General features: G+C 59.4%; 26 protein-coding genes. 17 read left to right on the top strand and 9 right to left on the bottom strand.

What is annotated here, in order from left to right; translation table 11 throughout:
• Positions 1 to 39 precede the first annotated feature (39 nt).
• The 3 genes from acnB to RF819_RS05415 all read left to right on the top strand — a co-directional run bounded on the left by acnB (position 40) and on the right by RF819_RS05415 (position 4,477).
• The gene (gene acnB / locus RF819_RS05425) at positions 40 to 2,637 is read left to right on the top strand and encodes a bifunctional aconitate hydratase 2/2-methylisocitrate dehydratase (RefSeq protein ID WP_078364030.1); all 2,598 of its coding nucleotides are present in this window, start codon (positions 40 to 42) and stop codon (positions 2,635 to 2,637) included.
• A 161-nt stretch (positions 2,638 to 2,798) separates the two neighbouring features.
• Complete coding sequence (locus RF819_RS05420; protein WP_078364029.1) at positions 2,799 to 3,446, top strand: DUF47 domain-containing protein; 648 nt, start codon at positions 2,799 to 2,801, stop codon at positions 3,444 to 3,446.
• Between the two features lie 20 nt (positions 3,447 to 3,466).
• Positions 3,467 to 4,477, top strand: coding sequence for an inorganic phosphate transporter (locus RF819_RS05415; RefSeq protein WP_078364028.1), 1,011 nt, complete (start codon positions 3,467 to 3,469; stop codon positions 4,475 to 4,477).
• A 17-nt stretch (positions 4,478 to 4,494) separates the two neighbouring features.
• Here RF819_RS05415 and RF819_RS05410 read toward each other — a convergent pair whose 3' ends face one another.
• Positions 4,495 to 5,016, bottom strand: a complete 522-nt coding sequence (locus RF819_RS05410) for a GNAT family N-acetyltransferase (RefSeq protein WP_078366786.1) — start codon at positions 5,014 to 5,016, stop codon at positions 4,495 to 4,497.
• Positions 5,017 to 5,146: 130 nt separating this feature from the next.
• On the opposite strand from RF819_RS05410, the gene rpsP reads away from it, so the two are divergent.
• From rpsP to hisC, 7 genes are all read left to right on the top strand, one after another.
• A complete protein-coding gene (gene rpsP / locus RF819_RS05405; RefSeq protein WP_078364027.1) occupies positions 5,147 to 5,398 on the top strand; it encodes a 30S ribosomal protein S16 in 252 nt (83 codons plus the stop codon).
• An 8-nt stretch (positions 5,399 to 5,406) separates the two neighbouring features.
• Positions 5,407 to 5,970: a ribosome maturation factor RimM gene (gene rimM / locus RF819_RS05400; protein ID WP_078364026.1), complete on the top strand. Its 564-nt coding sequence runs from the start codon at positions 5,407 to 5,409 to the stop codon at positions 5,968 to 5,970.
• A gap of 10 nt (positions 5,971 to 5,980) precedes the next feature.
• The gene (trmD, locus tag RF819_RS05395) at positions 5,981 to 6,724 is read left to right on the top strand and encodes a tRNA (guanosine(37)-N1)-methyltransferase TrmD (protein ID WP_078364025.1); all 744 of its coding nucleotides are present in this window, start codon (positions 5,981 to 5,983) and stop codon (positions 6,722 to 6,724) included.
• Between the two features lie 101 nt (positions 6,725 to 6,825).
• On the top strand, positions 6,826 to 7,206 hold the full coding sequence (rplS, locus tag RF819_RS05390) for a 50S ribosomal protein L19 (protein ID WP_078364024.1): 381 nt from the start codon (positions 6,826 to 6,828) through the stop codon (positions 7,204 to 7,206).
• Between the two features lie 74 nt (positions 7,207 to 7,280).
• Positions 7,281 to 7,955, top strand: a complete 675-nt coding sequence (locus tag RF819_RS05385; RefSeq protein WP_078364023.1) for a CoA pyrophosphatase — start codon at positions 7,281 to 7,283, stop codon at positions 7,953 to 7,955.
• A 38-nt stretch (positions 7,956 to 7,993) separates the two neighbouring features.
• Entirely contained in the window at positions 7,994 to 8,965 is a 972-nt protein-coding gene (locus RF819_RS05380) for a CobD/CbiB family protein (protein ID WP_078364022.1), read from the top strand.
• A 72-nt stretch (positions 8,966 to 9,037) separates the two neighbouring features.
• Entirely contained in the window at positions 9,038 to 10,129 is a 1,092-nt protein-coding gene (hisC, locus tag RF819_RS05375; protein WP_078364021.1) for a histidinol-phosphate transaminase, read from the top strand.
• Here the strand turns inward: hisC and rsgA are convergent.
• The 3 genes from rsgA to RF819_RS05360 are packed head-to-tail and all read right to left on the bottom strand — an operon-like array spanning position 10,123 to position 12,703.
• Complete coding sequence (gene rsgA, locus RF819_RS05370; protein WP_078364020.1) at positions 10,123 to 11,043, bottom strand: ribosome small subunit-dependent GTPase A; 921 nt, start codon at positions 11,041 to 11,043, stop codon at positions 10,123 to 10,125. The two genes, hisC and rsgA, sit on opposite strands and share 7 nt — an antisense overlap.
• Positions 11,043 to 11,369 carry a 4a-hydroxytetrahydrobiopterin dehydratase gene (locus tag RF819_RS05365; RefSeq protein WP_078364019.1) on the bottom strand — a complete coding sequence of 109 codons (327 nt, stop codon included), beginning with the start codon at positions 11,367 to 11,369 and terminating at the stop codon, positions 11,043 to 11,045. The genes rsgA and RF819_RS05365 overlap by 1 nt, the downstream gene beginning before the upstream one ends.
• A 47-nt stretch (positions 11,370 to 11,416) precedes the next feature.
• On the bottom strand, positions 11,417 to 12,703 hold the full coding sequence (locus tag RF819_RS05360) for a M48 family metallopeptidase (RefSeq protein WP_242472886.1): 1,287 nt from the start codon (positions 12,701 to 12,703) through the stop codon (positions 11,417 to 11,419).
• A 37-nt stretch (positions 12,704 to 12,740) separates the two neighbouring features.
• Between RF819_RS05360 and orn the strand changes: the two genes are divergently transcribed.
• The 3 genes from orn (at position 12,741) to RF819_RS05345 (ending at position 16,329) form a co-directional block, all read left to right on the top strand.
• The gene (orn, locus tag RF819_RS05355; protein WP_078364017.1) at positions 12,741 to 13,346 is read left to right on the top strand and encodes an oligoribonuclease; all 606 of its coding nucleotides are present in this window, start codon (positions 12,741 to 12,743) and stop codon (positions 13,344 to 13,346) included.
• A gap of 253 nt (positions 13,347 to 13,599) precedes the next feature.
• The gene (locus RF819_RS05350; protein WP_078364016.1) at positions 13,600 to 15,516 is read left to right on the top strand and encodes a DEAD/DEAH box helicase; all 1,917 of its coding nucleotides are present in this window, start codon (positions 13,600 to 13,602) and stop codon (positions 15,514 to 15,516) included.
• A gap of 339 nt (positions 15,517 to 15,855) precedes the next feature.
• Complete coding sequence (locus RF819_RS05345) at positions 15,856 to 16,329, top strand: helix-turn-helix domain-containing protein (RefSeq protein WP_078364015.1); 474 nt, start codon at positions 15,856 to 15,858, stop codon at positions 16,327 to 16,329.
• 15 nt (positions 16,330 to 16,344) lie between these two features.
• Here RF819_RS05345 and RF819_RS05340 read toward each other — a convergent pair whose 3' ends face one another.
• The 4 genes from RF819_RS05340 to RF819_RS05325 form a co-directional block, all read right to left on the bottom strand.
• Positions 16,345 to 16,731, bottom strand: coding sequence for a bacteriohemerythrin (locus RF819_RS05340; RefSeq protein WP_078364014.1), 387 nt, complete (start codon positions 16,729 to 16,731; stop codon positions 16,345 to 16,347).
• Between the two features lie 129 nt (positions 16,732 to 16,860).
• Positions 16,861 to 18,219 carry an MATE family efflux transporter gene (locus RF819_RS05335; RefSeq protein WP_078364013.1) on the bottom strand — a complete coding sequence of 453 codons (1,359 nt, stop codon included), beginning with the start codon at positions 18,217 to 18,219 and terminating at the stop codon, positions 16,861 to 16,863.
• Positions 18,220 to 18,407: 188 nt separating this feature from the next.
• Entirely contained in the window at positions 18,408 to 18,917 is a 510-nt protein-coding gene (locus RF819_RS05330; protein WP_078364012.1) for a DUF2062 domain-containing protein, read from the bottom strand.
• A complete protein-coding gene (locus RF819_RS05325; RefSeq protein WP_143541614.1) occupies positions 18,914 to 19,294 on the bottom strand; it encodes a hypothetical protein in 381 nt (126 codons plus the stop codon). Before RF819_RS05325 ends, RF819_RS05330 begins: the two co-directional genes overlap by 4 nt.
• Positions 19,295 to 19,529: 235 nt before the next feature.
• Here RF819_RS05325 and RF819_RS05320 point away from each other — a divergent pair, with 235 nt between their 5' ends.
• A complete protein-coding gene (locus tag RF819_RS05320) occupies positions 19,530 to 20,489 on the top strand; it encodes a TerC family protein (RefSeq protein WP_078364010.1) in 960 nt (319 codons plus the stop codon).
• Positions 20,490 to 20,520: 31 nt separating this feature from the next.
• Here the strand turns inward: RF819_RS05320 and RF819_RS05315 are convergent, their stop codons facing one another.
• On the bottom strand, positions 20,521 to 21,405 hold the full coding sequence (locus tag RF819_RS05315) for a LysR family transcriptional regulator (protein WP_078364009.1): 885 nt from the start codon (positions 21,403 to 21,405) through the stop codon (positions 20,521 to 20,523).
• A 345-nt stretch (positions 21,406 to 21,750) separates the two neighbouring features.
• Here RF819_RS05315 and RF819_RS05310 point away from each other — a divergent pair, with 345 nt between their 5' ends.
• From RF819_RS05310 to yiaK, 3 genes are read left to right on the top strand one after another with little or no spacing between them, the layout of a single operon-like run.
• The gene (locus RF819_RS05310) at positions 21,751 to 22,224 is read left to right on the top strand and encodes a NanQ anomerase/TabA/YiaL family protein (RefSeq protein WP_078364008.1); all 474 of its coding nucleotides are present in this window, start codon (positions 21,751 to 21,753) and stop codon (positions 22,222 to 22,224) included.
• Between the two features lie 8 nt (positions 22,225 to 22,232).
• Positions 22,233 to 23,225 carry a Gfo/Idh/MocA family protein gene (locus RF819_RS05305; protein WP_078364007.1) on the top strand — a complete coding sequence of 331 codons (993 nt, stop codon included), beginning with the start codon at positions 22,233 to 22,235 and terminating at the stop codon, positions 23,223 to 23,225.
• 35 nt (positions 23,226 to 23,260) lie between these two features.
• Positions 23,261 to 24,265 (top strand): 3-dehydro-L-gulonate 2-dehydrogenase, encoded by a 1,005-nt coding sequence (yiaK, locus tag RF819_RS05300; RefSeq protein ID WP_078364006.1) that lies wholly within the window; start codon positions 23,261 to 23,263, stop codon positions 24,263 to 24,265.
• The last annotated feature ends 185 nt before the right edge of the window (positions 24,266 to 24,450 follow it).

Here is a 24,450-nt window from a genome sequence, read left to right as displayed (position 1 = left end):
TCACCGTCTGTATTGCCGATTCAAAAAGGAGATTGAACTATGTTGCCAGCCTACCGCGCCCACGTTGCCGAACGTGCCTCTCTGGGTATCCCTGCCTTGCCATTGACGGCGCAACAAACGGCTGACTTGATTGAGCTGCTGAAAAACCCGCCAGCGGGTGAGGAAGCCTTCTTGCTGGACCTGATCACACATCGTGTGCCAGCCGGTGTCGATGATGCGGCCAAGGTCAAGGCCAGCTACCTGGCTGCTGTGGCACATGGCACGGAAGTGTGTTCACTCATCAGCCGTGCCAAGGCCACCGAACTGCTGGGCACCATGCTGGGTGGTTACAACCTGACACCGCTGATTGACCTGCTGGACGATGCCGCAGTAGCGGCTGTGGCAGCCGAGGGTTTGAAAAAGACCCTGCTGATGTTTGACCAGTTCCACGATGTCAAGGACAAGGCTGACAAAGGCAATACCTTTGCCAAGGCCGTGTTGCAGAGCTGGGCCGATGCCGAATGGTTCACCAGCCGCCCGGAAGTACCACAAAGCATCACGCTGACCGTGCTCAAGGTCACTGGTGAGACCAACACCGACGACCTGAGCCCCGCTCCCGATGCCTGGAGCCGCCCAGACATCCCTTTGCATGCGCTGGCCATGCTGAAAAACAAACGTGATGGCATCACGCCTGAAGAAGACGGCAAACGTGGCCCGGTGAAGTTCATCGAAGACCTGCGCGCCCGTGGCAACCTGGTGGCCTACGTCGGTGACGTGGTCGGCACCGGTTCGAGCCGCAAGTCGGCGACCAACAGTGTGTTGTGGTTCACCGGTGAAGACATCCCTTTTGTGCCCAACAAACGTTTTGGTGGTGTTTGCCTGGGCTCCAAGATCGCCCCGATTTTCTACAACACCATGGAAGATGCGGGTGCCCTGCCGATTGAGCTGGACGTCAGCCAGATGGCCATGGGCGACACCATCGAGCTGCGCCCTTATGAGGGAAAAGCGCTCAAGGGCGGCGTGGTGATTGCAGAGTTCACTCTCAAAAGTGAAGTGTTGTTTGATGAGGTGCGCGCCGGTGGCCGTATTCCCTTGATCATCGGCCGTGGCCTGACGGCCAAAGCGCGTGAGGCGCTGGGCCTGCCGGTGTCGACCCTGTTCCGCCTGCCACAAAACCCCAAAGCCACTGGCAAGGGATTTACCCTGGCGCAAAAAATGGTCGGCCGTGCTTGTGGTCTGCCTGAAGGTCAGGGCGTTTTGCCCGGTACCTACTGCGAACCCAAGATGACCAGCGTGGGCTCCCAGGACACCACCGGTCCGATGACCCGCGATGAACTCAAAGACTTGGCTTGCCTGGGCTTCAGCGCCGATCTGGTGATGCAGTCCTTCTGCCACACGGCGGCTTACCCCAAGCCCATCGACGTCAAGATGCACCACGAGTTGCCGGAGTTCATCAGCAACCGCGGTGGCATCCCCTTGCGCCCGGGCGACGGCATCATCCACAGCTGGCTCAACCGCATGCTGCTGCCAGACACCGTGGGTACCGGTGGTGACAGCCACACCCGTTTCCCGATTGGCATCAGCTTCCCGGCCGGTTCTGGCCTGGTGGCCTTTGGTGCTGCCACTGGCGTCATGCCGCTGGACATGCCGGAGAGTGTGCTCGTGCGTTTCAAAGGCAAGATGCAGCCCGGTGTCACGCTGCGTGATCTGGTCAACGCCATTCCGCTGTACGCCATCAAGTCCGGTGAACTGACCGTGGCCAAACAAGGCAAGAAAAACGTGTTCTCGGGTCGTATTCTGGAGATTGAAGGCCTGCCTGACCTCAAGGTCGAGCAAGCGTTTGAGCTCAGCGATGCCTCGGCCGAACGCAGCGCCGCAGGCTGCACCGTGCACCTGAACAAGGAGCCGATCATTGAGTACATCAACAGCAACATCGTGATGCTCAAGTGGATGATTGCCAATGGTTACTCGGACGTGCGTACGATCAATCGCCGCATCAAAGCCATGGAAGCTTGGTTGGCCAACCCGCAATTGCTCAAAGCTGACGCCGATGCCGAATACGCCAGTGTGATCGAGATCGACTTGGCAGACATCCATGAGCCCATCGTGGCCTGCCCGAACGATCCGGACGATGTCAAAACCCTGTCAGATGTGGCTGGTGCCAAGATTGACGAGGTGTTCATTGGCTCCTGCATGACCAACATCGGCCACTTCCGCGCAGCGTCGAAGCTGCTGGAGAACAAACGTGACATCCCGGTCAAGCTGTGGATGGCACCACCGACCAAGATGGATGCCAAACAACTGACCGAAGAGGGGCATTACGGTGTGTTGGGCAGCGCCGGCGCACGCATGGAAATGCCGGGCTGCAGCCTGTGTATGGGCAATCAGGCGCAAGTGAAAGAGGGCGCCACAGTGTTCTCCACCTCGACCCGCAATTTCCCGAACCGCTTGGGTAAAAACAGCAATGTGTACCTGGGTAGTGCCGAGTTGGCCGCGATCTGTTCCAAGCTGGGCCGTATCCCGACCAAGGAGGAGTACATGGCCGACATGGGTGTCCTCACAGCGGCCAGTGGCAAGATCTACCAGTACCTGAACTTTGACCAGGTGAAGGACTACACCGACGTCGCCAACGGTGTCAAAGACGCTGCTTGCGCCTGAGCGTTATGTAGCCCTTAACCTGTCCCACCTCTGACAGGTGCAGTGCCCCGCAATCCAGGTTGCGGGGCATTTTTGTTGCTGCAGTGCAACAAGTTGCCACGGTTAAACTCCTGCTGTTAACAGTTTGTTCATCAAACTGACTTATTCCCCAAGGAGATACTGTGTTTTTTGGCAAGCTGCTTCCGCGAGATACCAATTTTTTCACCATGTTCAACCAGCATGCCGACCACATTGTGGTGGCAGCCAAGGCTTTTTCGAACCTGGTGGCCAACTACAGCGACGTTGAGCTGCGCGAGAAGTACCACCGCGAAGTCAACCATGCCGAAGGTGCGGCAGACCGTGTTACCCACGAAGTCAACAAAGCCATTCACAAAACCTTCATCACACCGATTGACCGTGAGCAGATCCACGGGCTGATCAACACCATGGACGACGTGGCTGACTTGATTCAGGACTCGGCCGAAACCATGGCCTTGTACGACATTCACCACATGACGGACGAGATCAAGCGGCTGACGGATCTCAGTGTCAAATGTTGTGAGCGTTTGCGTGATGCGGTGTATTTGCTGAGCAAGATCGCCGAAGCGACCACTGCTGACGCCGCTTTGAAGACTTGTGATGAGATCGACAAGCTGGAGAGTGACGCAGACCGTGTCTTGCGCACCGCCATGAGCAAGTTGTTCCGCGAAGAACCGGATGTGCGTGAGCTGATCAAGCTCAAGGCCATTTATGAGTTGTTGGAAACCATCACCGACCGCTGTGAGGACGTGGCCAATCTGATCGAGGGCATCATCCTCGAGAATTCCTGATCAACGGTGGCGCTTTAGTTATGGAAACTGTGCAAACCGCTGCGTGGGTGGTCGTTGTCCTGGTCTTGATGGCGGTGGTGTTCGACTTCATGAACGGGTTTCATGATGCCGCCAACTCCATCGCCACGGTGGTCTCCACCGGTGTGCTCAAGCCTGGTCAGGCCGTTGTTTTTGCGGCATTTTTTAATGTCGTTGCCATCTTCATTTTCCACTTGAGTGTGGCTGCCACCGTTGGCAAGGGCACGGTCCTGCCCGGCATTGTGGACACCCATGTGGTGTTTGGGGCGCTTGTGGGGGCCATCACCTGGAATTTCATCACCTGGTATTACGGCATTCCGAGCAGTTCATCCCATGCCCTGATTGGCGGCATTGCCGGGGCCGCGATTGCCAAGGCCGGTGTGGCGTCCCTGATCATCTCGGGCATCATGAAGACCGTGATCTTCATCTTTGTGTCGCCCTTGCTAGGTTTTCTGCTGGGCTCCATCATGATGGTGGTGGTGTCCTGGTTATGCCGAGACTATCGTCCCCTGAAGGTCGACAAGTGGTTTCGGCGATTGCAGCTGGTGTCCGCCGGTGCCTACAGCCTCGGGCATGGTGGCAATGACGCACAGAAGACCATTGGCATCATCTGGATGCTGCTGATCGCCACGGGTTACGCTCAGGCCGGTGACAGTGCGCCCCCCAACTGGGTCGTGATCATTTGTTATTCGGCGATTGGCTTGGGCACCATGCTGGGTGGCTGGCGCATTGTGAAGACCATGGGTCAGAAAATCACCAAACTCAAGCCGGTGGGCGGATTTTGTGCGGAGACCGGGGGAGCCATCACGCTGTTTCTGGCAACGGCCATGGGTGTGCCGGTGTCCACCACCCACACGATTACAGGCGCCATTGTGGGCGTAGGCTCCACTCGCCGCGCCAGCGCGGTGCGCTGGGGCGTTGCTGGCAACATCATCTGGGCCTGGATTCTGACCATTCCGGCCAGCGCCTTTGTGGCGGCAGTGGCCTATTGGATCAGCTTGCAGGTGTTCTGAGGTTTCTGACTCTGGTGTTACTCGGGTGTGGTGGTGTTGCCCAAGCCCAGGGCTCTGTCCATCAGCACCACATCCAGCCAGCGGTCAAACTTCCAGCCGCAGGCCTCCAGAATGCCCACATGGCGAAAACCCGCGCTGCGGTGCACACCGATGGAGCCCGCATTGGCTGAATCACCGATCACCGCAATCATTTTGCGCACACCAGCCAGCTCCGCTTGGCGCAAAAGCTCTGCCATCAGGGCTCGGCCCAAACCGCTGCCAGCAGCTTCGGGCGCGATGTAAATCGAGTCCTCGGCTGAGAACCGGTAGGCTGGCCGTGGTTTGAACCAGTTGCAATAGGCATAACCCAGCACCCGCTCGCCCTCGGCGGCAACCAGATAGGGCAGGCCTTTGTTGACCACGTCGGCACGGCGCTGAGTCATGTCGTTTTCGCTCGGTGGTTCGACCTCAAAGGTGCCGGTGCCGTGCAACACGTGGTGGGCATAAATGGCGGTGATGTGGGGGATGTCGTCGAGGGTGCTGGGGCGAATAGTTGGCATGGTGTTGGAACAGATATAATATTGGGTTGTCTGACGTGTCGCTGGCCGGGTGGTCAAGTCGCGTGTCTCAAACGTCGGGCTCGGTGCCAATTTTCGTGGAATTCAAAAGCCACTTCCCAAAGGATCAATTATGGTCGTCATTCGACTCGCCCGTGGCGGTGCTAAGGCTCGCCCGTTCTTCAATATCGTGGTTGCTGACAAGCGCACCCGTCGTGATGGTCGCTTCATTGAACGCATCGGTTTTTACAACCCGATCGCCACTGCCAATGAAGAAAGCATCCGTATCGCCCAGGATCGCCTGACCTACTGGCGCAGTGTGGGTGCTCAAGCGTCTCCCACCGTGGAGCGTTTGGTGAACCAGGCTGCCAAAAAAGCTGCTTGAGAGTGAGTATGCTGCCCGGCCTTGAGGCTGCCGAACTGCCGGCAGACGCCATCGAAGTCGGGCGCATCGCAGACGCCTGGGGCGTTAAGGGCTGGTTCAAGGTCCTGCCTTATAGCGCCGATCCCGAGGCGCTTTTTTCTTCCAAGCGCTGGTTCCTGCTGCCCACCGAGAAAGGTGTCAAAACCTTTGACGGTGTTGGACAGCTCAAAATCAAAGAAGCCAAACCCCATTCCGACACCGTGGTGGCCTCTGCGCACGAGGTGGATGACCGCACTGCGGCCGATGCACTGCGTGGCGCGCGTATTTTTATCGCCAAGTCGAGTTTTCCGACACCCCGGAAAGATGAGTATTACTGGGTCGACCTGATCGGACTGGCTGTGGTCAACCGTGAGGGGCTGAGCCTGGGGCAAGTCTCTGAACTGCTGTCCACCGGCCCACAAACCGTGCTCGTGATGCAGGATCAGGTTGACGGGCAGACTCTGCAGCGCATGATCCCTTTTGTCGCGGCCTATGTCGATGATGTGGATCTGGCTGCCCGGCGCATCCTGGTGGACTGGCAACCCGACTACTGAGGCACACATCATGCAATTTGATGTGGTCACGCTTTTTCCTGAACTGTTTGCCCCGTTTTTGACGACCGGGATCACGCGGCGTGCGTTTGAGTCAGGTCAGGTCAAGGTCAAGCTGAGCAACCCGCGTGATTACGCCGAGGGCAACTACCGTCGGGTCGATGACCGGCCGTTTGGCGGGGGGCCGGGCATGGTCATGATGGCCGAGCCGTTGTCGCATTGTGTGGCACGCCTGCGTGAGGAGCGGGCGGATGACGCCCCGGTGGTGTTGTTTTCCCCCATCGGCCAGCCTCTGACCCACACCGCGGTCACCCGCTGGGCCAGCAGCCAGGGGGCGATCTTGTTGTGTGGTCGTTACGAAGGCCTGGACCAACGCTTCATCGATACCCATGTCACCGAACAGATCAGCCTGGGAGATTTTGTGCTCTCGGGTGGCGAGATTGCAGCCATGGCGCTGCTCGATGCGGTGGCGCGTTTGCAGCCAGGTGTGCTCAGTGATGCGGACAGCCACGCCCAGGACAGCTTCAATCCGGCGCTGGACGGTTTGCTGGACTGCCCGCATTACACCCGTCCCGAAGTCTGGCAAGGCAAGGCTGTTCCCGAGGTGTTGTTATCGGGCCACCATCTGCGTATTGAGCGCTGGCGGCGTGACCAACGTTTGATGTTGACCGCCAGACTGCGTCCGGATGTGCTGGCCCAAGCCCGACAAGCCGGTTTGCTGAGCCCCGAAGACGAGGCTGTGCTGCTCAGGCTATAATAGTCGGCTAACCGATCCTCTGCGGGGCCGCTCAAGCGCTTAGTGCCTTGGGCCTGTGTCAATTCTGATACTGGCGCTTGCAAGATCATTTGAGGTCTTTTATGAATCTGATTCAAATCCTTGAGCAAGAAGAAATTGCTCGTCTGAACAAGACAGTGCCCGACTTTGGCCCTGGTGACACCGTGGTGGTCAGCCTGAACGTGGTTGAAGGCAGCCGCAAACGTATCCAGGCCTACGAAGGTGTGGTGATTGCCAAGCGCAACCGCGGTCTTAACAGCGGCTTCACCGTTCGCAAGATCTCCAGCGGCGAAGGTGTTGAACGTACGTTCCAAACCTACAGCCCGCTGATCGCCAGCATCGAAGTCAAGCGCCGTGGTGACGTGCGCCGTGCCAAGTTGTACTACTTGCGCGACCGCAGCGGCAAGTCGGCACGTATCAAGGAAAAACTGCCGGCCCGCAAGGTCGCAGTTGTGGCCGCATAAGGCAGCCCATGCTTCCCAAAAAACCGCCTGCTGGTGACAGTGGCGGTTTTTTTTACGTCTGTGTGTGAGCTTTCATGAGCTCCGCACCCGCGATGGACCCACGTCAGGTGCCGGTGATTCAGGTGGACACCCATTTGCCCCCTGTGCCTGCCGTCAGGCTGCAGCCCGACGCCTTGCGCCAGCGTTTTCTGGTGCCCCCTGTGTGGCAGCCAGAGCTGGTGGCTGAAAAACAATTCATGGACCGCGCGCCCATGCACGCGGCGGTGCTGATTCCCATCGTGATGCACACCGCGCCCACTGTGCTGCTGACCCAGCGCACCGCGCACATGTCGACGCATGCCGGGCAGATCGCCTTTCCGGGTGGGAAACTCGACGAGGAGGATGTTGATGCCGCGGCAGCCGCCCGGCGCGAGGCCTATGAAGAGGTCGGGTTGGCACCGGATGGGCTGGAAGTGCTGGGCCAGTTGCCGCTCTACACCACAGGTTCGGCGTTTCTGGTGACGCCGGTGGTGGCGCTGGTGCAACCCGGCTTCAAGGTGTTGCCCAATGCCCAGGAGGTGTCGGATGTGTTCGAGGTGCCGCTGTCCTTCCTGATGGACCCGGCCCACCATCAGCACCATCAGCTGTTGTGGCAGGGGGTAGAGCGCCACTGGTTGTCCATGCCGTACCACGATGGATTGAGGGAGCGTTATATCTGGGGTGCCACCGCAGGCATGCTGCGTAACTTTTACCGGTTTTTGAGCGCCTGAGGCCAGAGCCAGCCGGGCGCAGCCGCTATGATCATTGCATGAGCTTCATCTCGGTGCTTTTTGCCTTGCTGCTGGAACAGGCGCGGCCTTTGGGTCGTGGCAATCCGATCCACATGGCCATGCGGTCTTGGGTGCGCTGGTGCGCGCGCATGCTCGATGCTGGCAAGCCGGTGCATGGCTGGCTGGTCTGGTACCTGGCGGTGGGTGGGCCCGCACTGGCGGCGCTGCTGATCTACTGGCTGCTGGGTTTTTTTGTCAGCTGGGCGCTGGCGGTGCTCTGGAGTGCGCTGGTGTTGTACACCTCGCTCGGCTTTCGCCAGTTCAGTTTCCATTTCACCCAGATCCGGGACGCCCTGGCCGAGGGTGATGATGCCAAGGCGCGTCGCCTGCTGGCCGACTGGCAGCACATGGACGCCCGTGATCTGCCGCGCACCGAAATCATCGGGCAGGTGATTGAAATCTCGGTATTGGCAGCACACCGCCATGTGTTTGGGGTGCTGGCCTGGTTTTCGGTGCTGGCCGTGTTGGGACTGGGGCCCACCGGGGCGGTGTTGTACCGCCTGGCCGAGTTTGTCGCCCGTTACTGGCAGCACCAAAGTCAGGCGCACCTGCAACCTGTCAGCCGTGCCGCGCAAGACAATGCCCACCAGGCCTGGGCGCTGATGGATTGGGTACCTGCCCGCCTCACCGCCATCAGTTTTGCGGTGGTCGGCAATTTTGAGGAAGCCATCGACAGCTGGCGGCGCTTCGCCCAGCAAGGCCGCCCCAGCAACGACGGTCTGGTGCTGGCGGCCATGTCGGGTGCGGTGAACATCGCTTTGCGTGGCAGCAGTGCACGTGCCTACATGCCCAGCCCAAGCGCGGCCATGCCGCTGGACGAGGATGTGTCGGCCGGTCGCCCCGGTCCTGAGCTGCAGCATCTGGCGGTGGTGGTGGGGCTGGTGTGGCGCACCGTGGTCATGTGGGTGCTGATGCTGGCCTTGTTGACGCTGGCCCGGCTGCTGGGTTAGTTTGTAAGAGAAATTGGCCTCTGGCCCTTATGGATAAAGGGCCTGTAGCTCTTTGTTTTGAAGTGATTCCTGATGTCGTCGTCCTTCTACAGTCCGGTGTTGGCGCAGCTGGTGCCGTATCTGCCCGGTGAGCAGCCCAAGATCGAGCGTCTGGTCAAACTCAACACCAACGAGAACCCTTATCCGCCGTCACCCCGTGTGGTGGCGGCCATCACGCAGGCGGCACAACAGGGCCTGCAGCTCTACCCCGACCCCGAATCCAGCGCCTTGCGCCAGGCCATCGCCACACAGCTTGGTTTGGCCGAGCAGCATGTGTTTGTCGGCAACGGCTCGGACGAGGTGCTGGCACACGCCTTTTTTGCCTTTTTCCAACAGTCGCATCCGCTGCTGATGCCCGATATCAGCTACAGCTTCTACCAAGTCTACTGTCGACTCTACGGCATCAGCGCCCAGACCGTTCCCTTGCGTGAGGGCTTGCGCCTGGCCGTGGCCGACTACGGACTGGCGCCGGGCCAGTCGGTGGCCGGTGTGGTGGTCGCCAACCCGAATGCGCCGACCGGCATCGGTTTGCCGCTGGCCGACATCGAGCAATTGCTGCAGCTGCACCCCACCTCGGTGGTGCTGGTGGACGAGGCCTATGTGGATTTTGGCGGCCAGAGTGCGGTGCCTTTGATTGCACGTTATCCGAACCTGTTGGTGGTGCACACCTTGTCCAAATCGCGTTCGCTGGCGGGGTTGCGCATTGGTTACGCCTGCGGCCAGACGCATCTGATCGAGGCGCTGACGCGGGTCAAAAACAGCTTCAACTCCTACCCGCTGGACCGCTTGGCGATTGCCGGTGGGGTGGCGGCATTGGATGACACGGCTTATTTCGAGCGTACCCGCCAGCAGGTGATGAGCAGCCGTGAAGGCCTGGTGCTGGCCCTCGAAGACCTCGGCTTTGAGGTCTTGCCCTCGCAAGCCAACTTTGTGTTTGCCCGGCATCCGTTGTTTGACGCGGCGACTTTGGCCGCTGGCCTGCGCTCACATGGCGTGCTGGTGCGCCACTTCAAGCAGCCACGCATCGAGCAGTACCTGCGCATCAGTGTCGGCACACCGCAGCAGTGTGATGCGCTGCTACAGGCGCTGGCGCAGCTGCTGATGCCCGGCGGCGCGCCTCAGTAACGCCGGATCTGTTTTAACTCGGCGTATAACTCGCTGTAAATCTTGTAGCGGTTGGCGCTGATCTCACCAGGGCTAGAGGCCGATTCGACCGCAGCCATCACACCACAACCGGGTTCGTGCAAATGGCTGCAGTTGTAAAACTTGCAGTGCGCCACATGGGGTTTGAGGTCGGGCATGTAGGCGGCCAGCTGGGCCGGGTCGATGTGGTTCAGCCCAAACTCCTGAAAGCCCGGCGAGTCCAGCAGCGCGCTGGTTTTGTCACTATTGAGCCAATACCAGGTGGTGCTGGTGGTGGTGTGTTTGCCTGAGTTCAGCGCTTGTGACAGTTCGCCGGTCTGCGCCAGCGCACCCGGGATCAGGCGGTTGATCAAGGTGCTCTTGCCCGCACCCGAGGGGCCGAGCACCAGCGTGGTTTTGCCACTCAGGCGTTGCAACAGGGCATCCCGGTCGGCCTCGTTGTGGGTGGCCATGGCCAGCGGCAACACGTCGTAACCCATCTGCCGGTAGGGCGCCAGCCAAGCCCAGGCGCGGGCAAAGGGCTCGGTCAGGTCACGTTTGTTGAGCGCGATGATCGGGGTGATGTGCTGTTCCTCCGCGGCAATCAGTGCGCGCGAGAGCTGGCTGCTGGAGAACTCGGGCTCGGCCGCGATCAGGATCAGCACCTGGTCCAGGTTGGCGGCAAAGGATTTGGTGCGCACCTCGTCCTGACGGTAAAACAGGTTGCGCCGGGGCTCGATTTTCTCGATCGTGCCTTCGTCCTGCGAGGCCAGCCACCACACCCGGTCACCCACCACACCCTGGCTTTTTTTGCCGCGTGAGTGGCAGATGCGCCGCTCACCCGAGGCGCTTTCGACCAGGAAATGGCGGCCATAGTTGGCCACGATCAGGCCGGACTGTTGACTCGGTGGCGCCATCAACTGGCGACAGTCTCGGGCTGCAGATCATCGACCCGCTTGGCACAGGCAAAGTCGGCGGGCGAGATGCCGTGCACGTCGTCGCTGCGCCAGCGCACCAGGCACTGGCGCTGTTGCACCAGCAGCTCGGGGTGGTGGTCTTCGGAATGGGCGATGAAGGCCACCGCGTTCACAAAGGCCACGGTCTGGTAGTAATTGGCAAAACCATAGGGCTTCTCGATGGCCAGGCTGTCGCCGTCACCCGAGAGGGTCCAGCCTTCCAGTTTGGCCAGGTTTGCTACTATCTCTGTAGCTTTGAGCGCTCGTATTGTATGGGCTACACGCATATTTCCTCACTAGGTTGGCGAGAGTGGTGGCGGTCTGGACGCGGTGCCTAGACCGGTGTTGGCAGCATACGCGCCAGCCGCTCCGAGGCGCTGGGGTGCGAGTAATAAAACGCCACGTACACCGGATCGGGCGTCAGGGTAGAGGCATTGTCCTCGTAAAGCTTGAGCAGTGCGGTAGACAAATCCTGCCCGCTGGTCTGCTGCACGGCGTAGGCGTCGGCCTCAAACTCGTGTTTGCGCGACAACTGGGCCAACAGCGGCGAGACAAAAAAGCTGAACACCGGCATCACCAGCAGAAACAGCAGCAGCGCCAGCGCGTCATTGGGCGCGGCCAGGTTGGGCATCACCCCCAGACCGGTGTAGAACCAGGTTTGGGTGGCCAGCCAGCCCAGCAGGGCAAACCCGGCCAGACTCATCGCAAACATCGACACAATGCGTTTGATGATGTGTTTGTGTTTGAAATGGCCCAACTCATGCGCCAGCACCGCGTCCACCTCGGCCGGGCTCAGCTTGGAGAGCAGGGTGTCAAAAAACACCACCCGTTTGGCGGCGCCAAAACCGGTGAAGTAGGCGTTGGCGTGGGCGCTGCGTTTGCTGCCATCCATCACAAACAGGCCCTTGGCTGAAAAGCCGCAGCGCTGCATCAAGGCAGTGACCCGCGCTTTGACAGCGTCGTCCTGCAGCGGGGTGAACTTGTTGAAGAGTGGCGCAATCAGGGTCGGGTAGATCACCAGCAACAGCAGGTTAAACCCCATCCACACACACCAGGCCCACAGCCACCACAGGCCGCCGCTGGCGCCCATCATCCACAGGATCAGCGCAGCAATCGGCAGGCCAATCAGCGCGCCGATCAGGCTGCCCTTGACCATGTCCAGCAGCCAGAGTTTGAAGGTCGTCTTGTTGAAACCAAACTGCTCCTCCAGCACAAAGGTCTGGTAGAGCGACAGCGGCAGGTCGATCAGGCCGCTGATCAGCGCAAAACACACCAACACCGCCAGTTGCTGCAGCAAACCTGCGCCCAGCCAGGGCGCCAACGCTTGGTTCAGCGCCGAGAGGCCGCCCAGCAGTGTCCAGCCCAGCAACACTACCGCACCCAGCGCCATCTCCACCAAACCCACACGTGCTTTCGCCACGGTGTAGTCAGCCGCTTTCTGATGTGCGGCCAGGGTGATGGTCTGGGCGAAGGCGGCGGGCACCTGATCTCGGTGCTGTGCCACATGGCGGATCTGACGTGAACTCAGCCAGAACTTGAGTAACAAGCCCAGCGTCAGCACCACAGCAAAAGCCAGAGTTAAACGCAGGGAAGGGTCGGAAAACAGGTTTGTGTCGTACATGGCGCCGAAGTTTAGGTGATGGGCGACAATTTGCCCCATGCCTACCTCCCACGCCCCCACCTCTTCGCCGGTTGCCGAGTCAGCCACCCCCCTGCCCAAATCGGACCAGAACCTGGTCTGGCTCGACTGCGAGATGACCGGGCTTGACCCCGAAACTGATCGCATCATTGAGATTGCCGTCATCGTCACCGGCCCCAAGCTGGAAAACCGCACCGAAGGTCCGGTGCTGGTGGTGCATCAAAGCGACGCGCTGCTGGACGGCATGGACAAATGGAACAAAAGCACCCATGGCAAAAGCGGCCTGATCGACAAGGTGCGGGCCTCGACCCTGACCGAAGAAGAAGCCCAAGCGCAGATCATCGCCTTTTTGAGCCACTATGTGCCCAAAGCCACGTCACCCATGTGTGGCAACAGCATCGGGCAGGACCGGCGTTTCCTGGCCAAGTACATGCCCAAGCTCGAAGCGTTTTTCCACTACCGTAACCTCGATGTCAGCACCCTCAAGGAGCTGTCCAAACGCTGGGCGCCCGAGGTTTACAAAAGCTTCAAAAAGAAACAGCGGCACACCGCTCTGGCCGATGTGCATGAGTCAATTGACGAGCTGGAACACTACCGCGAGCACTTCCTCAAAGCCCCTGTTTGAGGTGTGGCTAGGTAAAAACCCGAACCTGTGCCATAATCTTTGGCTGCGCTGCAATCGGCAGTGCAAATTTGTACATCTCCCAACATTCACCGGGCCCAATGCCAACCTGCTAGCAGGTGGCGACCAATAGGGCCCCTGGCGCTGAAATAACTCAAGATATTGAGTCAGAGCTGGTTCCGTTTGATGGTTGATGTTTTTTAACCATAAACGGAGCTGCCGCACAACCTGCGGCGCTCGCGCATGAAAGAAATCCATGACTGACGCTACCTTAGCGACAGGCGACTTGTCGTCTGCCGAAAATTTGTCCACCGACCTGCACCTGATTGCCAACGACAGCCCTGAAGCCGTCGACGCGCAAGAAACGCTGGTTGAAGAACCTGAAGTGCCCAACGGCTTTGTCACGCTGGGCCTGGCGCCCGAGCTGATCCTGGCGGTGAAAGACCTGGGCTTCACCCAGCCCACCACCGTGCAGCAAAAAACCATTCCGCTGGCCATGCAAGGCCACAGCGAAGGTGCCAAAGACTCCCGTTTTATCGACCTGATGGTCTCCAGCCAGACCGGTAGCGGCAAGACCGCAGCCTTCTTGCTGCCGGTGTTGCACACCTTGCTGACCCAGATGGCCCAGGCCGAAGCCAAAGAGCGCGAAGACTACCAACGCGCTGTGGCGGAAGCTGCTGCCAAGGGTGAAGCTCCCCCGAAGCGCGCCAAGCGCAAAGACCCGACCAACCCGCGCCACTTCACCGCCCCGACCCCGGGTGCGCTGATTGTTTGCCCGACCCGTGAACTGGCCCAGCAAGTGGCCCATGACGCCATCGACCTGGTGCAACATTGCCGTGGTCTGCGTGTCGCCAACATCGTGGGTGGTATGCCTTACCAATTGCAGATTGCCAAGTTGCAGAACGCCAACCTGGTGGTGGCCACCCCGGGCCGTTTGCTGGATTTGCAACGCTCGATGCAGATCAAACTTGACCAGGTGCAATTCCTGGTGGTGGACGAGGCCGACCGCATGCTCGACCTGGGTTTCTCGGACGACCTGGCCGAGATCAACCAGCTGACCATTGGCCGCAAACAGACCATGATGTTCAGCGCCACCTTTGCGCCGCGCATCCAGCAACTGGCCGCCCGCGTCATGCGCGAACCCCAGCGCGTCACCATCGACAGCCCTCAAGAAAAACACGCCAACATCAAGCAGGTGCTGTTCTGGGCCGACAACGCCCAGCACAAACGCAAGCTGCTGGACCACTGGCTGCGCGACACCACCATCAACCAGGCCATTGTGTTTGCCAGCACCCAGATCGAGTGCGACGGCTTGGCCAATGACCTGCAGCAAGACGGTTTTGACGCCGTGGCCCTGCACGGTGCACTGAGCCAGGGTCTGCGCAACCGCCGTCTGATGGCGCTGCGCCAGGGTCATGTCCAGATCCTGGTGGCCACCGATGTGGCGGCGCGCGGTATTGACGTGCCCACCATCACCCACGTGTTCAACTTTGGTCTGCCGATGAAGGCCGAGGATTACACCCACCGCATTGGCCGTACCGGTCGTGCTGGCCGTGATGGCCTGGCCATCACCTTTGCCGAGTTCCGTGACCGCCGCAAGATTTTTGACATCGAAGCCTACAGCCGTCAGCCGATCAAGGCCGAAGTGGTGCCGGGCCTGGAGCCGCAGCAACGTATGCCGGACTCGCGCCCCAGCTTTGGTGGCCGTGACAACCGGGGCGGTAATGACCGCAAGTTTGGCGGCGGTGGCCGTCCGGCCGGTGGTGGTTTTGGTGGCAACCGTGGCGGCTTCGGCGGCGACCGCGGTGGTTTCAACGACAACCGTGGCGGTTTTAATGACAGAAATGCCTCTGGCCCGCGTGTAGTGGGCGCAGATAGCTATCAAAACAATAGAGCCGGTGGTTTTGCCCAGCGTGACGAGCGCCCGGCAGCTGCGCCGCGTGAAGGTTTCAGCTACGAACGCAAAGGCGGCTTCAACGACCGCTTTGCCGGTAGCCGCGCCGGTGCACCCGCACCACGTGGTGACTTCGCGCCGCGCGCTGACTTTGGCGACCGCAAGCCCGCGTTTGGCAAACCGGCCTTTGGCAAGCCAGCCTTTGCCAAACCGGCAGGTGGTGGCAAGGTGTTTGTGCCACGTGACGCGCAAAAACGTTTCTCCAAGAACGACCGCTGATCAGCCAAGCTGAGCGAAACACCAAAAAGCCCGCAGCCTCACCCGCTGCGGGCTTTTTTTGTGCCTGAATTCTGATGTGGCAGAGGTGCACCTGAAGGGTAAGGCAATAGGTGCGCCCGCATGAGCTTGGCCACCACAGGTGTGCGTTGCCCGCCCTTGCCATGTTGACCAGCTCTGCCTGGGCAGACAAAAACGGTAGAAATCCAGCCGAAATGGGCCGAAAAGTCGGTCTGGCGGCCCGTTGTCGGCTGTTTGGCGTGTCTCTGTCGTTATGCTGTCGTTGTTTTTGGCAGGCCTTGGCTGGACACTGAGGTCTCCGCAGCACAGAGGAATCCGGACATGTCAGTTCAAAAACTTCGCTTGAAACACGGTTGGTCACAACAACAGCTCGCTGATGCCAGTGGTCTGAGTGTGCGCACCGTGCAACGCATCGAGGCGGGTGAGCCAGCCAGCACCGAGTCCCTCAAATCATTGGCTGCGGTTTTCGAGGTCGACTTCTCAACCCTGAACCCGGAGCCAAACATGAACAACCCCGCTCTCACGATCACCGAACAACAAGAAAAGGCCGCTTTTGACCAGGTCCGCAAACTGCGTGGCTTCTACCTGCACCTGATGAAATATGTGGTGGTGAACCTTGGCCTGCTGGCCGTCAACCTGATTTTTTCACCACACACCTTGTGGTTCTACTGGGTCATGCTGGGCTGGGGCCTGGCGTTGCTGTCGCATGCCTTTCGGGTGTTCCGGCCCGCCTGGGTGCTGGGGCCGGATTGGGAAAAACGCGAGGTCGAAAAGCGTTTGGGCCGCCCCCTGTGACCCGTTGACCGGCGTTTATTCGACGGTTGCCTGAATGTAAGTGGCCAGCTTGATGTCCGAGTTGGCGATGTGGTTGAGCAGCCAGTCGGTCAAGAACACTTCCAGCACCTGGTGGTCCAGCGTGCCGTTGGCGATGCGGGCAGACACCTCGTTCAGGCGGGAGATCAGACTCTCGTGTTGGGCTTTGTGCGCGGCCATCGCCGGGTAGTCCAGGCGCTGCATCAGCGCCTCCTCGTGGGCAAAGTGCTCACGGGTGTATTTGAACAGGGCCATGGCACAGGCTGTCAGCGTCGCTTTGTCCTTGGCCGCCAGCACCGTGTTGACCAGTTTGAACAGTTGCTGATGCTGTGCATCTATTTCGTCATGGCCGATTTTGTAGCCATCTTTCCATTCCAATGACATAGGCCGCCCATGTAGTTTGAATTTCAACGCTGACCGGAACAAGTTTAGGCGCTGTTCTGCCCGCCGTATTGACAATGGTCAAGGGAGTTTGATGCGCCGATCCGGGGGCAGGTCAGGCCGGTCAAGCCGCTAATTCAGCAGGTGGCGGCCTTTCCAGCGTCCTCCTGCGAGCCGCGCCAGGTACAAGCCGCTGCGCACCAGCCAATCGGTGAACATCCCCAGCCAGACACCTACCACGCCCCAGCCCAGAAGCACACCGAAGGCATAACCCAGACAGAGCCGAAACAGGCACAAGCCGATCAGTGTGGTGAACATGGCGTAACGTGCATCACCCGCGCCTTTCAAACCATTGGGCAGCACAAAGGTCGTGGGGTAAGCGATCAGGAACAGGCAGTTCAGTTGGACCAGCGTGGCGCCAAGTGAAATCACCTCCGCATCGCGTGAGTACAGTCCGACGATCCACTGTGCCAGCGGTGCACAGACCATGCCGATGCCGAGCATGGCGATGCCCGCGAGTTTCAGCACGTACCACATGTCCCGCTCGGCATCTGCCTCATCACCGCGCCCGACGGCCTGACCCACCAGTGTGGTCAGCGCCACGGCCAGGGCATTGCCCGGAATGTTGAGCAGCAGGGCAACCGAGAAGGCGATGAAATTGGCGGCAATCGCCACCGTGCCCATGCCCACCACCATCACCTGCACCAGCAGCTTGCCGCCGTTGAACACCAGCGACTCCACACTGGCGGGAATGCCGATGGCAAACAGGGCGCGCAGCAGCTTGCCGTCGAAGTGAAAGCTGCGCAACTGCAGTGGCAGCAGGTGTTGGTAACGACGCAGCATGGCCAACAGGTACACCGTGCCGCCCAGTCGCGCCAGACTGATGGCAACCGCAGCCCCGGTCACACCATAGCTGGAGACATCGATGGTGAACCATTCGGTACGCAAATGCATGCCGTAGATCAGCACGTAACTCAGGATCACGTTGAGCACGTTCATGAGCACGTTGGCCTGCATGGCCAATCGGGTCTCGCCAGCACCGCGCAGTGCACCGCTGGTGACCAGCATCAGCGCGGTGAGCGGGTAACTCAAGGCGGTGATCAGCAGGTACTGCTCCATGTAGTTTTGTACGGTGGCACTGGGTGCGCCATACAACCAGAACAACATTGGTTCCCGAAACACCGCACACAGGCCGCCCAGCAGCAGCGCGAGCAAACCACAGATCACCAGCGACTGGCTGGCTGCGGCACCGGCACGGCTGCGTTCACGCCGCCCGATGCATTGGGCCACCACCACCGTTGACCCGATCGCCAGCGCAGAGAACAGAGAGGACACAATCAGGTTGATGGCATCCACCATGCCAATGGCAGAGACCGCATCGCGTCCGATGCGGGCAGCCATGATGGTGTTGACCGTGCCAAGCAGTGTGACGAAAAACTGCTCAAAAAAGACAGGAGTAGCCAGTGCGAGAACGTCGCGACGGATATGCATGCAGGTGTGTGACGTTTCTAAGCGAGCGCGAATTTTACGCCCACGCACCCTGCTATTTTCAGCTCAAAAAGGCCGCTGCATTTAATAATCAGCTATTAAAAAAATAGTGCGTAGCCCTTATTCAATAAGGGCCAGAGGCTATTTTTGCTATGAAGGAAAGATCGCTGGCCGACGTGACCGTGGGCGGCTCAAGCCCTGGTTTTGCGCGCCCGCAGCTTGAGCCCGACGCGCAGCCGCCAGATCAGCTTGACCCCGCCGTAACCCAAGGCCGCACCACCCACGGCGAACAGCCCCATGCCCAGCAGGGTGGGCCAGCCAAACGCCTCGATCCAAGACCTGGTGCCACCGTCACTTGCCAAACTGATGGGTGCACCCAGGATGCTTTCGCCCAGCTGGTAGGCCAGCCACAACCAGAAGCCGATGGTGAGCGGGTTGGTGACCATGGTCATGGCCGCCGCAGCAGGGATATTGGCGCGCCACCAGGTGCAATGGGCAATGGCCACCAAGGTTTGGGCAAACGGGATGGTAAAAGCCCAAAACGTTCCCACCGCGACCCCACGCGCTACCGCTTCGTGCTGGAGTCGCCACAACTGGGGGTCAAGCACGTGCCTGGCCACGGGTTTGAGCCAGGGGTGGGCTGCCAGCGTGTCGCGCTTGGGCAGCGCTTGGCGAAACTGATCGCGCCAAGCGGGTTTCATCGGTGTGTTGCCCGGCGCATCGACGCGATCAAGGCATGCAGCGCACCGCCACCCGCAAGCAGAACGACAGCACCGACGCCCCACAAACCCCAAGCCAGCGGGCCGAACCAGTGCGCCACAGTCGGCAGCTCGGACAGGACAGACTGAAACCATGGCAGCACGACCGCTGTGCTGGCACTGATCGCGTCCATCCACTCCGGCGGCAACCACAGCACCACCCAGTTCGGCAGCACCACCTGTTCCCAAGCCTGGGCCTGATCCGCTAGTTGACCGATGCCCGTTGTTGACCATGCCGCGACAGCATGCAGCGCCCAAGCCGTCATGGACCAGATGGCCAGGAGCATCAGAACCAGAAACCAAGATATTGCATAAGGCATGGGCAGTCCGATAGGGCAGTGTTTGAACGGGGTGATGTTGCCGTCCCAAGGGCTTTTGGAGAAGCAGGCAAATGCGTTGAAACACTCCTGTTTTTACGAACTGTTATGGCGGTTTATTCAGAACAAACATGGTTATAAACGACTAGACTTTGGCCACTGCTGTGTTGCCGATTGGGTCGGCAGCATCCGCAAAGCCCCTTGACAGGGTGGCCGATCACCAACTTGGAAGGTATGTATGCAAACCATTGCTCCGCTCTGGCTGTGGGTCACTTTCGGCGCCATTGTGCTGGTGTCGTTGTTCATTGACTTTGTGGTGCTCAAGAAACAAGGCTCGCACGATATCGGTGTCAAAGAGGCACTGCATTGGTCGCTGGTCTGGGTGGCTTTGAGCTTTGTGTTCAATGGCCTGTTTTGGTGGGCGGTCAAAGACAGCACCGGGTCCACCGAATTGGCCAACACCAAGTCGCTGGAGTTCTTGACCGGTTACCTGATTGAAAAGTCGCTGGCGGTGGACAACATCTTTGTGTTCCTGATGATCTTCACCTACTTTGCCGTTCCCACAGCATTTCAAAAACGGGTGCTGATGATTGGCATCATCGGCGCGATTGTGTTGCGCACTGTCATGATCCTGGTGGGGGGCTGGCTGCTGGCCGAGTTCCACTGGATCTTGTATGTGTTCGGCGCGTTTCTGATCCTGACCGGCGTGAAGATGTGGTGGGCGGCTGGCAAGGAGCCGGACCTCAATGACAACCCGGCCCTGAAACTGCTGCGCAAGTTGCTGCCAGTGAGCCAAAACTACGATGGTGAGAACTTCTGGACGGTAGAAAACGGCAAAAAAATCGCCACCCCCTTGTTCATGGTGATCTGCCTGATTGCGCTCACTGACGTGATTTTTGCGGTGGACTCGATCCCGGCGATTTTTGCCATCACCAGCGACCCGTTTATTGTGCTGACCAGCAATGTGTTTGCCATCCTGGGTTTGCGTGCCATGTATTTCCTGTTGGCGGCGGTGGCCAACAAGTTCCATTTGCTCAACTACGGCTTGGCGGTGATTCTGGTGTTCATTGGCACCAAGATGTGTTTGATTGACATCTACAAAATTCCGGTGGGTGTGTCTTTGGGGGTGGTGGTAGGCATCTTGGCGCTGACCATGCTGCTGAGTGTGCGCAGTGCGCCGACCCAGCCCAAAGCCTGAGTCCACAACACGCCGCAGGCCACGCAGCCCGTTACAGCACGGGCTGCAGCAGCCTTTGCACCAGCGGGTGCTGCACTTTCTTTTCTGTGCCAATCGCAAAAAAGTGCTCGGTCACCCCCTCACACGAACCCAGGCGTTGCACCGCGTAGCGGGCCAGCAAATCGTCGTGCACCCAAGCCGCCGCTGGAAATACACCCATGCCGCTGGCCCCAAATGTTTTCAGCAAGGCGCCATCGGCAAATTCGCCCACGATGCGGGGGCGAATGGCACGTTGCTCAAACCACAGGTCCAGGCGGTCGCGTACAGCCGTGTGTGTGGTGGGCAGCAGCAGGGGCACATCGGCCAAGCTTTGTGGAAAGTTGTGGTGGGTGGCCTCCAGCCATTTTGAGGTGCCGTACCAGGCGATGGTGGATGAGCCCATGCTGTGGCTGTAGAGCTTGATGTTGGGGTTGTTGGGTGCGGGTCGGTCAGACAATACCACGTCGAGTCGGTGCAGCGCCAGATCGCCCAGCAGGTCATCGAGCTTGCCTTCCTGGCACAGCAGGCGCAAATTGGCTTCGGCCATCACCGGTTGCAGCAGCAAGTGCACTACCAGTTTCGGCAGACCATCGCACACACCCACAGCCAGGCGCACGGTGGGTGAGCTCACCGCGTCACGCACCTTGGATGGCAGGTCCTCACCCAGTTGAAATATCAGGTCGGCCTGTTGCAAAGCGGCCTGACCAGCCTCGGTCAGCACCAGTCCGCGCCCGGCCGGTTTAAGCAGTGCAAAACCCAGGGACCGCTCCAACTCGCGCACCTGTGCACTCACCGTCTGTATCGCCATGTCCAGCTTGTCAGCGGCCCGTGAGATGCCGCCCTCTTTGGCGACCACCCAGAAGTAGTACAGATGTTTGTAATTGAAAGAGGTGCTCATGCTCAGTTTTTCTGTGACTGTCGTTAAGAAATTATCTGCTTTTAGAGAATTAAGCTGTGCAGACGGCACATCAATGGGCACGGACCTGCCCCAAAACTGCGGCTAGCATGAGGTTTCAGGAAACAATGTTCCTGAGTGGCAAGCACTCTGCGGATGACAGTGCCTTGGTGGTGATCTGCTCGGACAGAAGCTGCGCCCCGCATTGGGTATATTCCATGGGCCAAGGCCATGGCCCATTGGCCAACCGCATCAAACACCCATGCCCCCGCTTTCACGTCAACACCACGGCGACCGATGCCATGCGGGGCGACTCAACTTCCCAACACCCCACTCCATAGGAAACACATGATTTACGGACACATCAAAGACCTGGCGTCCAGCTTTGCCTGGTTGCCAACACCGCTCAAAACGGCGGTTGAACACCTCAGAACCACGGATTTTGCGGCGCTGCCAGCGGGCAACTACGAGTTGCAGGGCAATGACATCCGTGTCCAGGTGATTGACATGTTGACCCGTCCCCTGGCCGACGCGCGGCCAGAGGTCCACCGTCAGTTCATTGACGTGCAGTTTCTGGTTCAAGGCGCTGAAAAGATTGGTGTTGCCGCAGACACCGGCCACAACCTCGTGTTCAGCGACCAACTGGCTGAGCGTGATCTGCTGCTCTACACCGACGTGGACAACGAATCCACCTTGACCATGACCCCCGGCAGTTTTGCTGTGTTTTTCCCGACCGATGTACACCGCCCGGGCTGTGTTGTTGACCAGCCGCAGGCCATCCGCAAGGTGGTGATCAAAGTGCGTGCCTCCCTGCTGGCTTGAGGCTCACCATGACAACGATCCGATGGGGAATGATTGGTTGTGGGTCCGTGGCCGAGGTGAAAAGTGGGCCGGGGTTCTACAAGTCTGACAACAGTGCGCTGGTGGCCGTAGCCAGCAGACAGCTCCAACATGCGCAGTCCTTCGCCGAACGCCATGGTGTCCCCAAGGTCTACGCCAGCAGTGAAGAGCTGGTGGCCGATCCGGACATCGACGCGGTCTACATCGCCACCCCACCGTCATCACACAAAGCGCTGTCCTTGCTGGTTGCCAAGGCGGGCAAACATGTGTATGTCGAGAAACCGATGGCCCTGCGTTTTGAAGAGTGCCGCGACATTGTGGAGGCCTGCCAGCAGCAGGGCGTGCGCTTGTTCGTCGCGTTTTACCGCCGGGCCATGCCGCGTTTTCTCCAGGTCAAGGCCTGGATCGACAGTGGCGCCATCGGTGCCGTGCGCTTGGTGCGCGTTGTGCAACATCAGCCGCCCGCGACGGAAGACCTGTCGCCTGACACGCTGCCCTGGCGTTTGCGACCCGATGTGGCTGGTGGCGGCAAGTTTCTTGACATGGGTATCCACGAACTGGACCTGTTCGATTTCCTGTTCGGCGCGATCGAGGAAGTGCACGGCATTGCCAGCAACCAGGCGGGTTTGTATGAGGTGGAGGACACCGTCACCGCCACCTGGCGACATGCCAGCGGTGTGCAGGGCGTGGGCTCGTGGTGCTACGTTGGCACTGCCAACGAAGATGCCATCCAGATCGTGGGTTCCAAGGGCAGCATCAGTTTTGAATTCTTTTCTGACAAACCCCTCAAGCTGGTCAATGGTGACGGTGAGCAGCTGTTGGAGATACCCAATCCACCGCATGTGCAACAGCCCTTCATCCAGAGCATGGTGGACGATCTCAATGGGGTGGCGCCGTGCCCCGGCAGTGTGGACAGCGCGGTTCGCTCCACTTGGGTGGCAGATAAAATATTGGAAAACTACCGCAGGCAAAAGGGTTACTGAATGCCTTTGCCCGCTCAAATCGATTGGAATAGACGATGCCCCGCATTTCCTTTGAAGACCTGAAAGCACAGTTCAAACGCGTCCTGATGAAAAAGGGCTGTGACGAAGCCACCGCCGACCTGTCGGCGCAGTTGATGACCGAATCAAGCTGTGACGGTGTGTACTCGCATGGTGTGAACCGCTTCCCGCGTGTGGTGGAGTACATTGACAAGGGGTACATCAACCTCAAGGCCAAGCCCACCAAAGTCGACGGTATGGGTGCCTTCGAGCGTTGGAACGGGAACCTTGGCCTGGGCAACGTGAATGCCAAGCTGGCGATGGACCGGGCCATTGAGCTGGCACGTTCCAATGGCATAGGTTGCGTTGCCATGGCGAACACCAACCACTGGCTGCGCGGTGGCAGTTATGGCTGGCAAGCCGCTGATGCTGGCTGTATTGGCATCTGCTGGACCAATACCCAGCCCAATATGCCAGCCTGGGGCGCGCGTGATCGGCGCATTGGCAACAACCCATTCATCATGGCGGTGCCGAGGCAGGGGGGCCATGTTGTTGTGGATGTTGCCATGGCGCAGTTTTCCTACGGTCAGATGGAAAACAAGGCCTTGCGTAACGAAATGCTGCCTGTACCGGGAGGCTTTGACGAGCAGGGACAATTGTCATGTGACCCGAATGAGATCTTGAAAAGCTGGCGCGTGTTACCGATTGGCTATTGGAAGGGCTCGGCGCTGTCGATTGTGCTGGATCTGGTGGCCACGGTGCTATCTGGTGGGCGCTCGGTGGCGAGCGTTGGCCAACTCAGCAATGACGAATATGGCCTGTCACAGATGTTCATTGCACTGGATGCCAACAACATTGCTGGCGAAGACTACCTGAAGTCCGCCGTCGAAGAGGTTCTCGAGAATTTGCATGCTTCTGAACGTGTCGACCCCAATCAGTCTGTGCTGTATCCCGGGGAGAATTCCCTGGCCATCCGCAATACCAACTTGGCCAATGGTATTCCTGTGGATGACGGTGTCTGGGCCAAGATCCAAGCGCTCTGAGTCACCGACATTGATGTGTCAACAGGCGATTGTGTTTATCGCTTGTTGATCTGCTATCGTTTGACCAAGGGCCTGGGCCCTGAAATGCGGATCGGCCTTGGACTGGGTCAAGCAGCGTCTTGTAAATCACCTCTCGGAAATTGAAAAAGCCTGCGCGGCAGACGGCAGGCTTTAAATGTGTGCGC

It is taken from the genome of Rhodoferax fermentans, assembly GCF_002017865.1.
Classification (GTDB): Bacteria; Pseudomonadota; Gammaproteobacteria; order Burkholderiales; family Burkholderiaceae_C; genus Rhodoferax; species Rhodoferax fermentans.
Note: the sequence above shows the minus strand (reverse complement) of the source record. Positions and strands in the feature narration are given on the sequence as shown.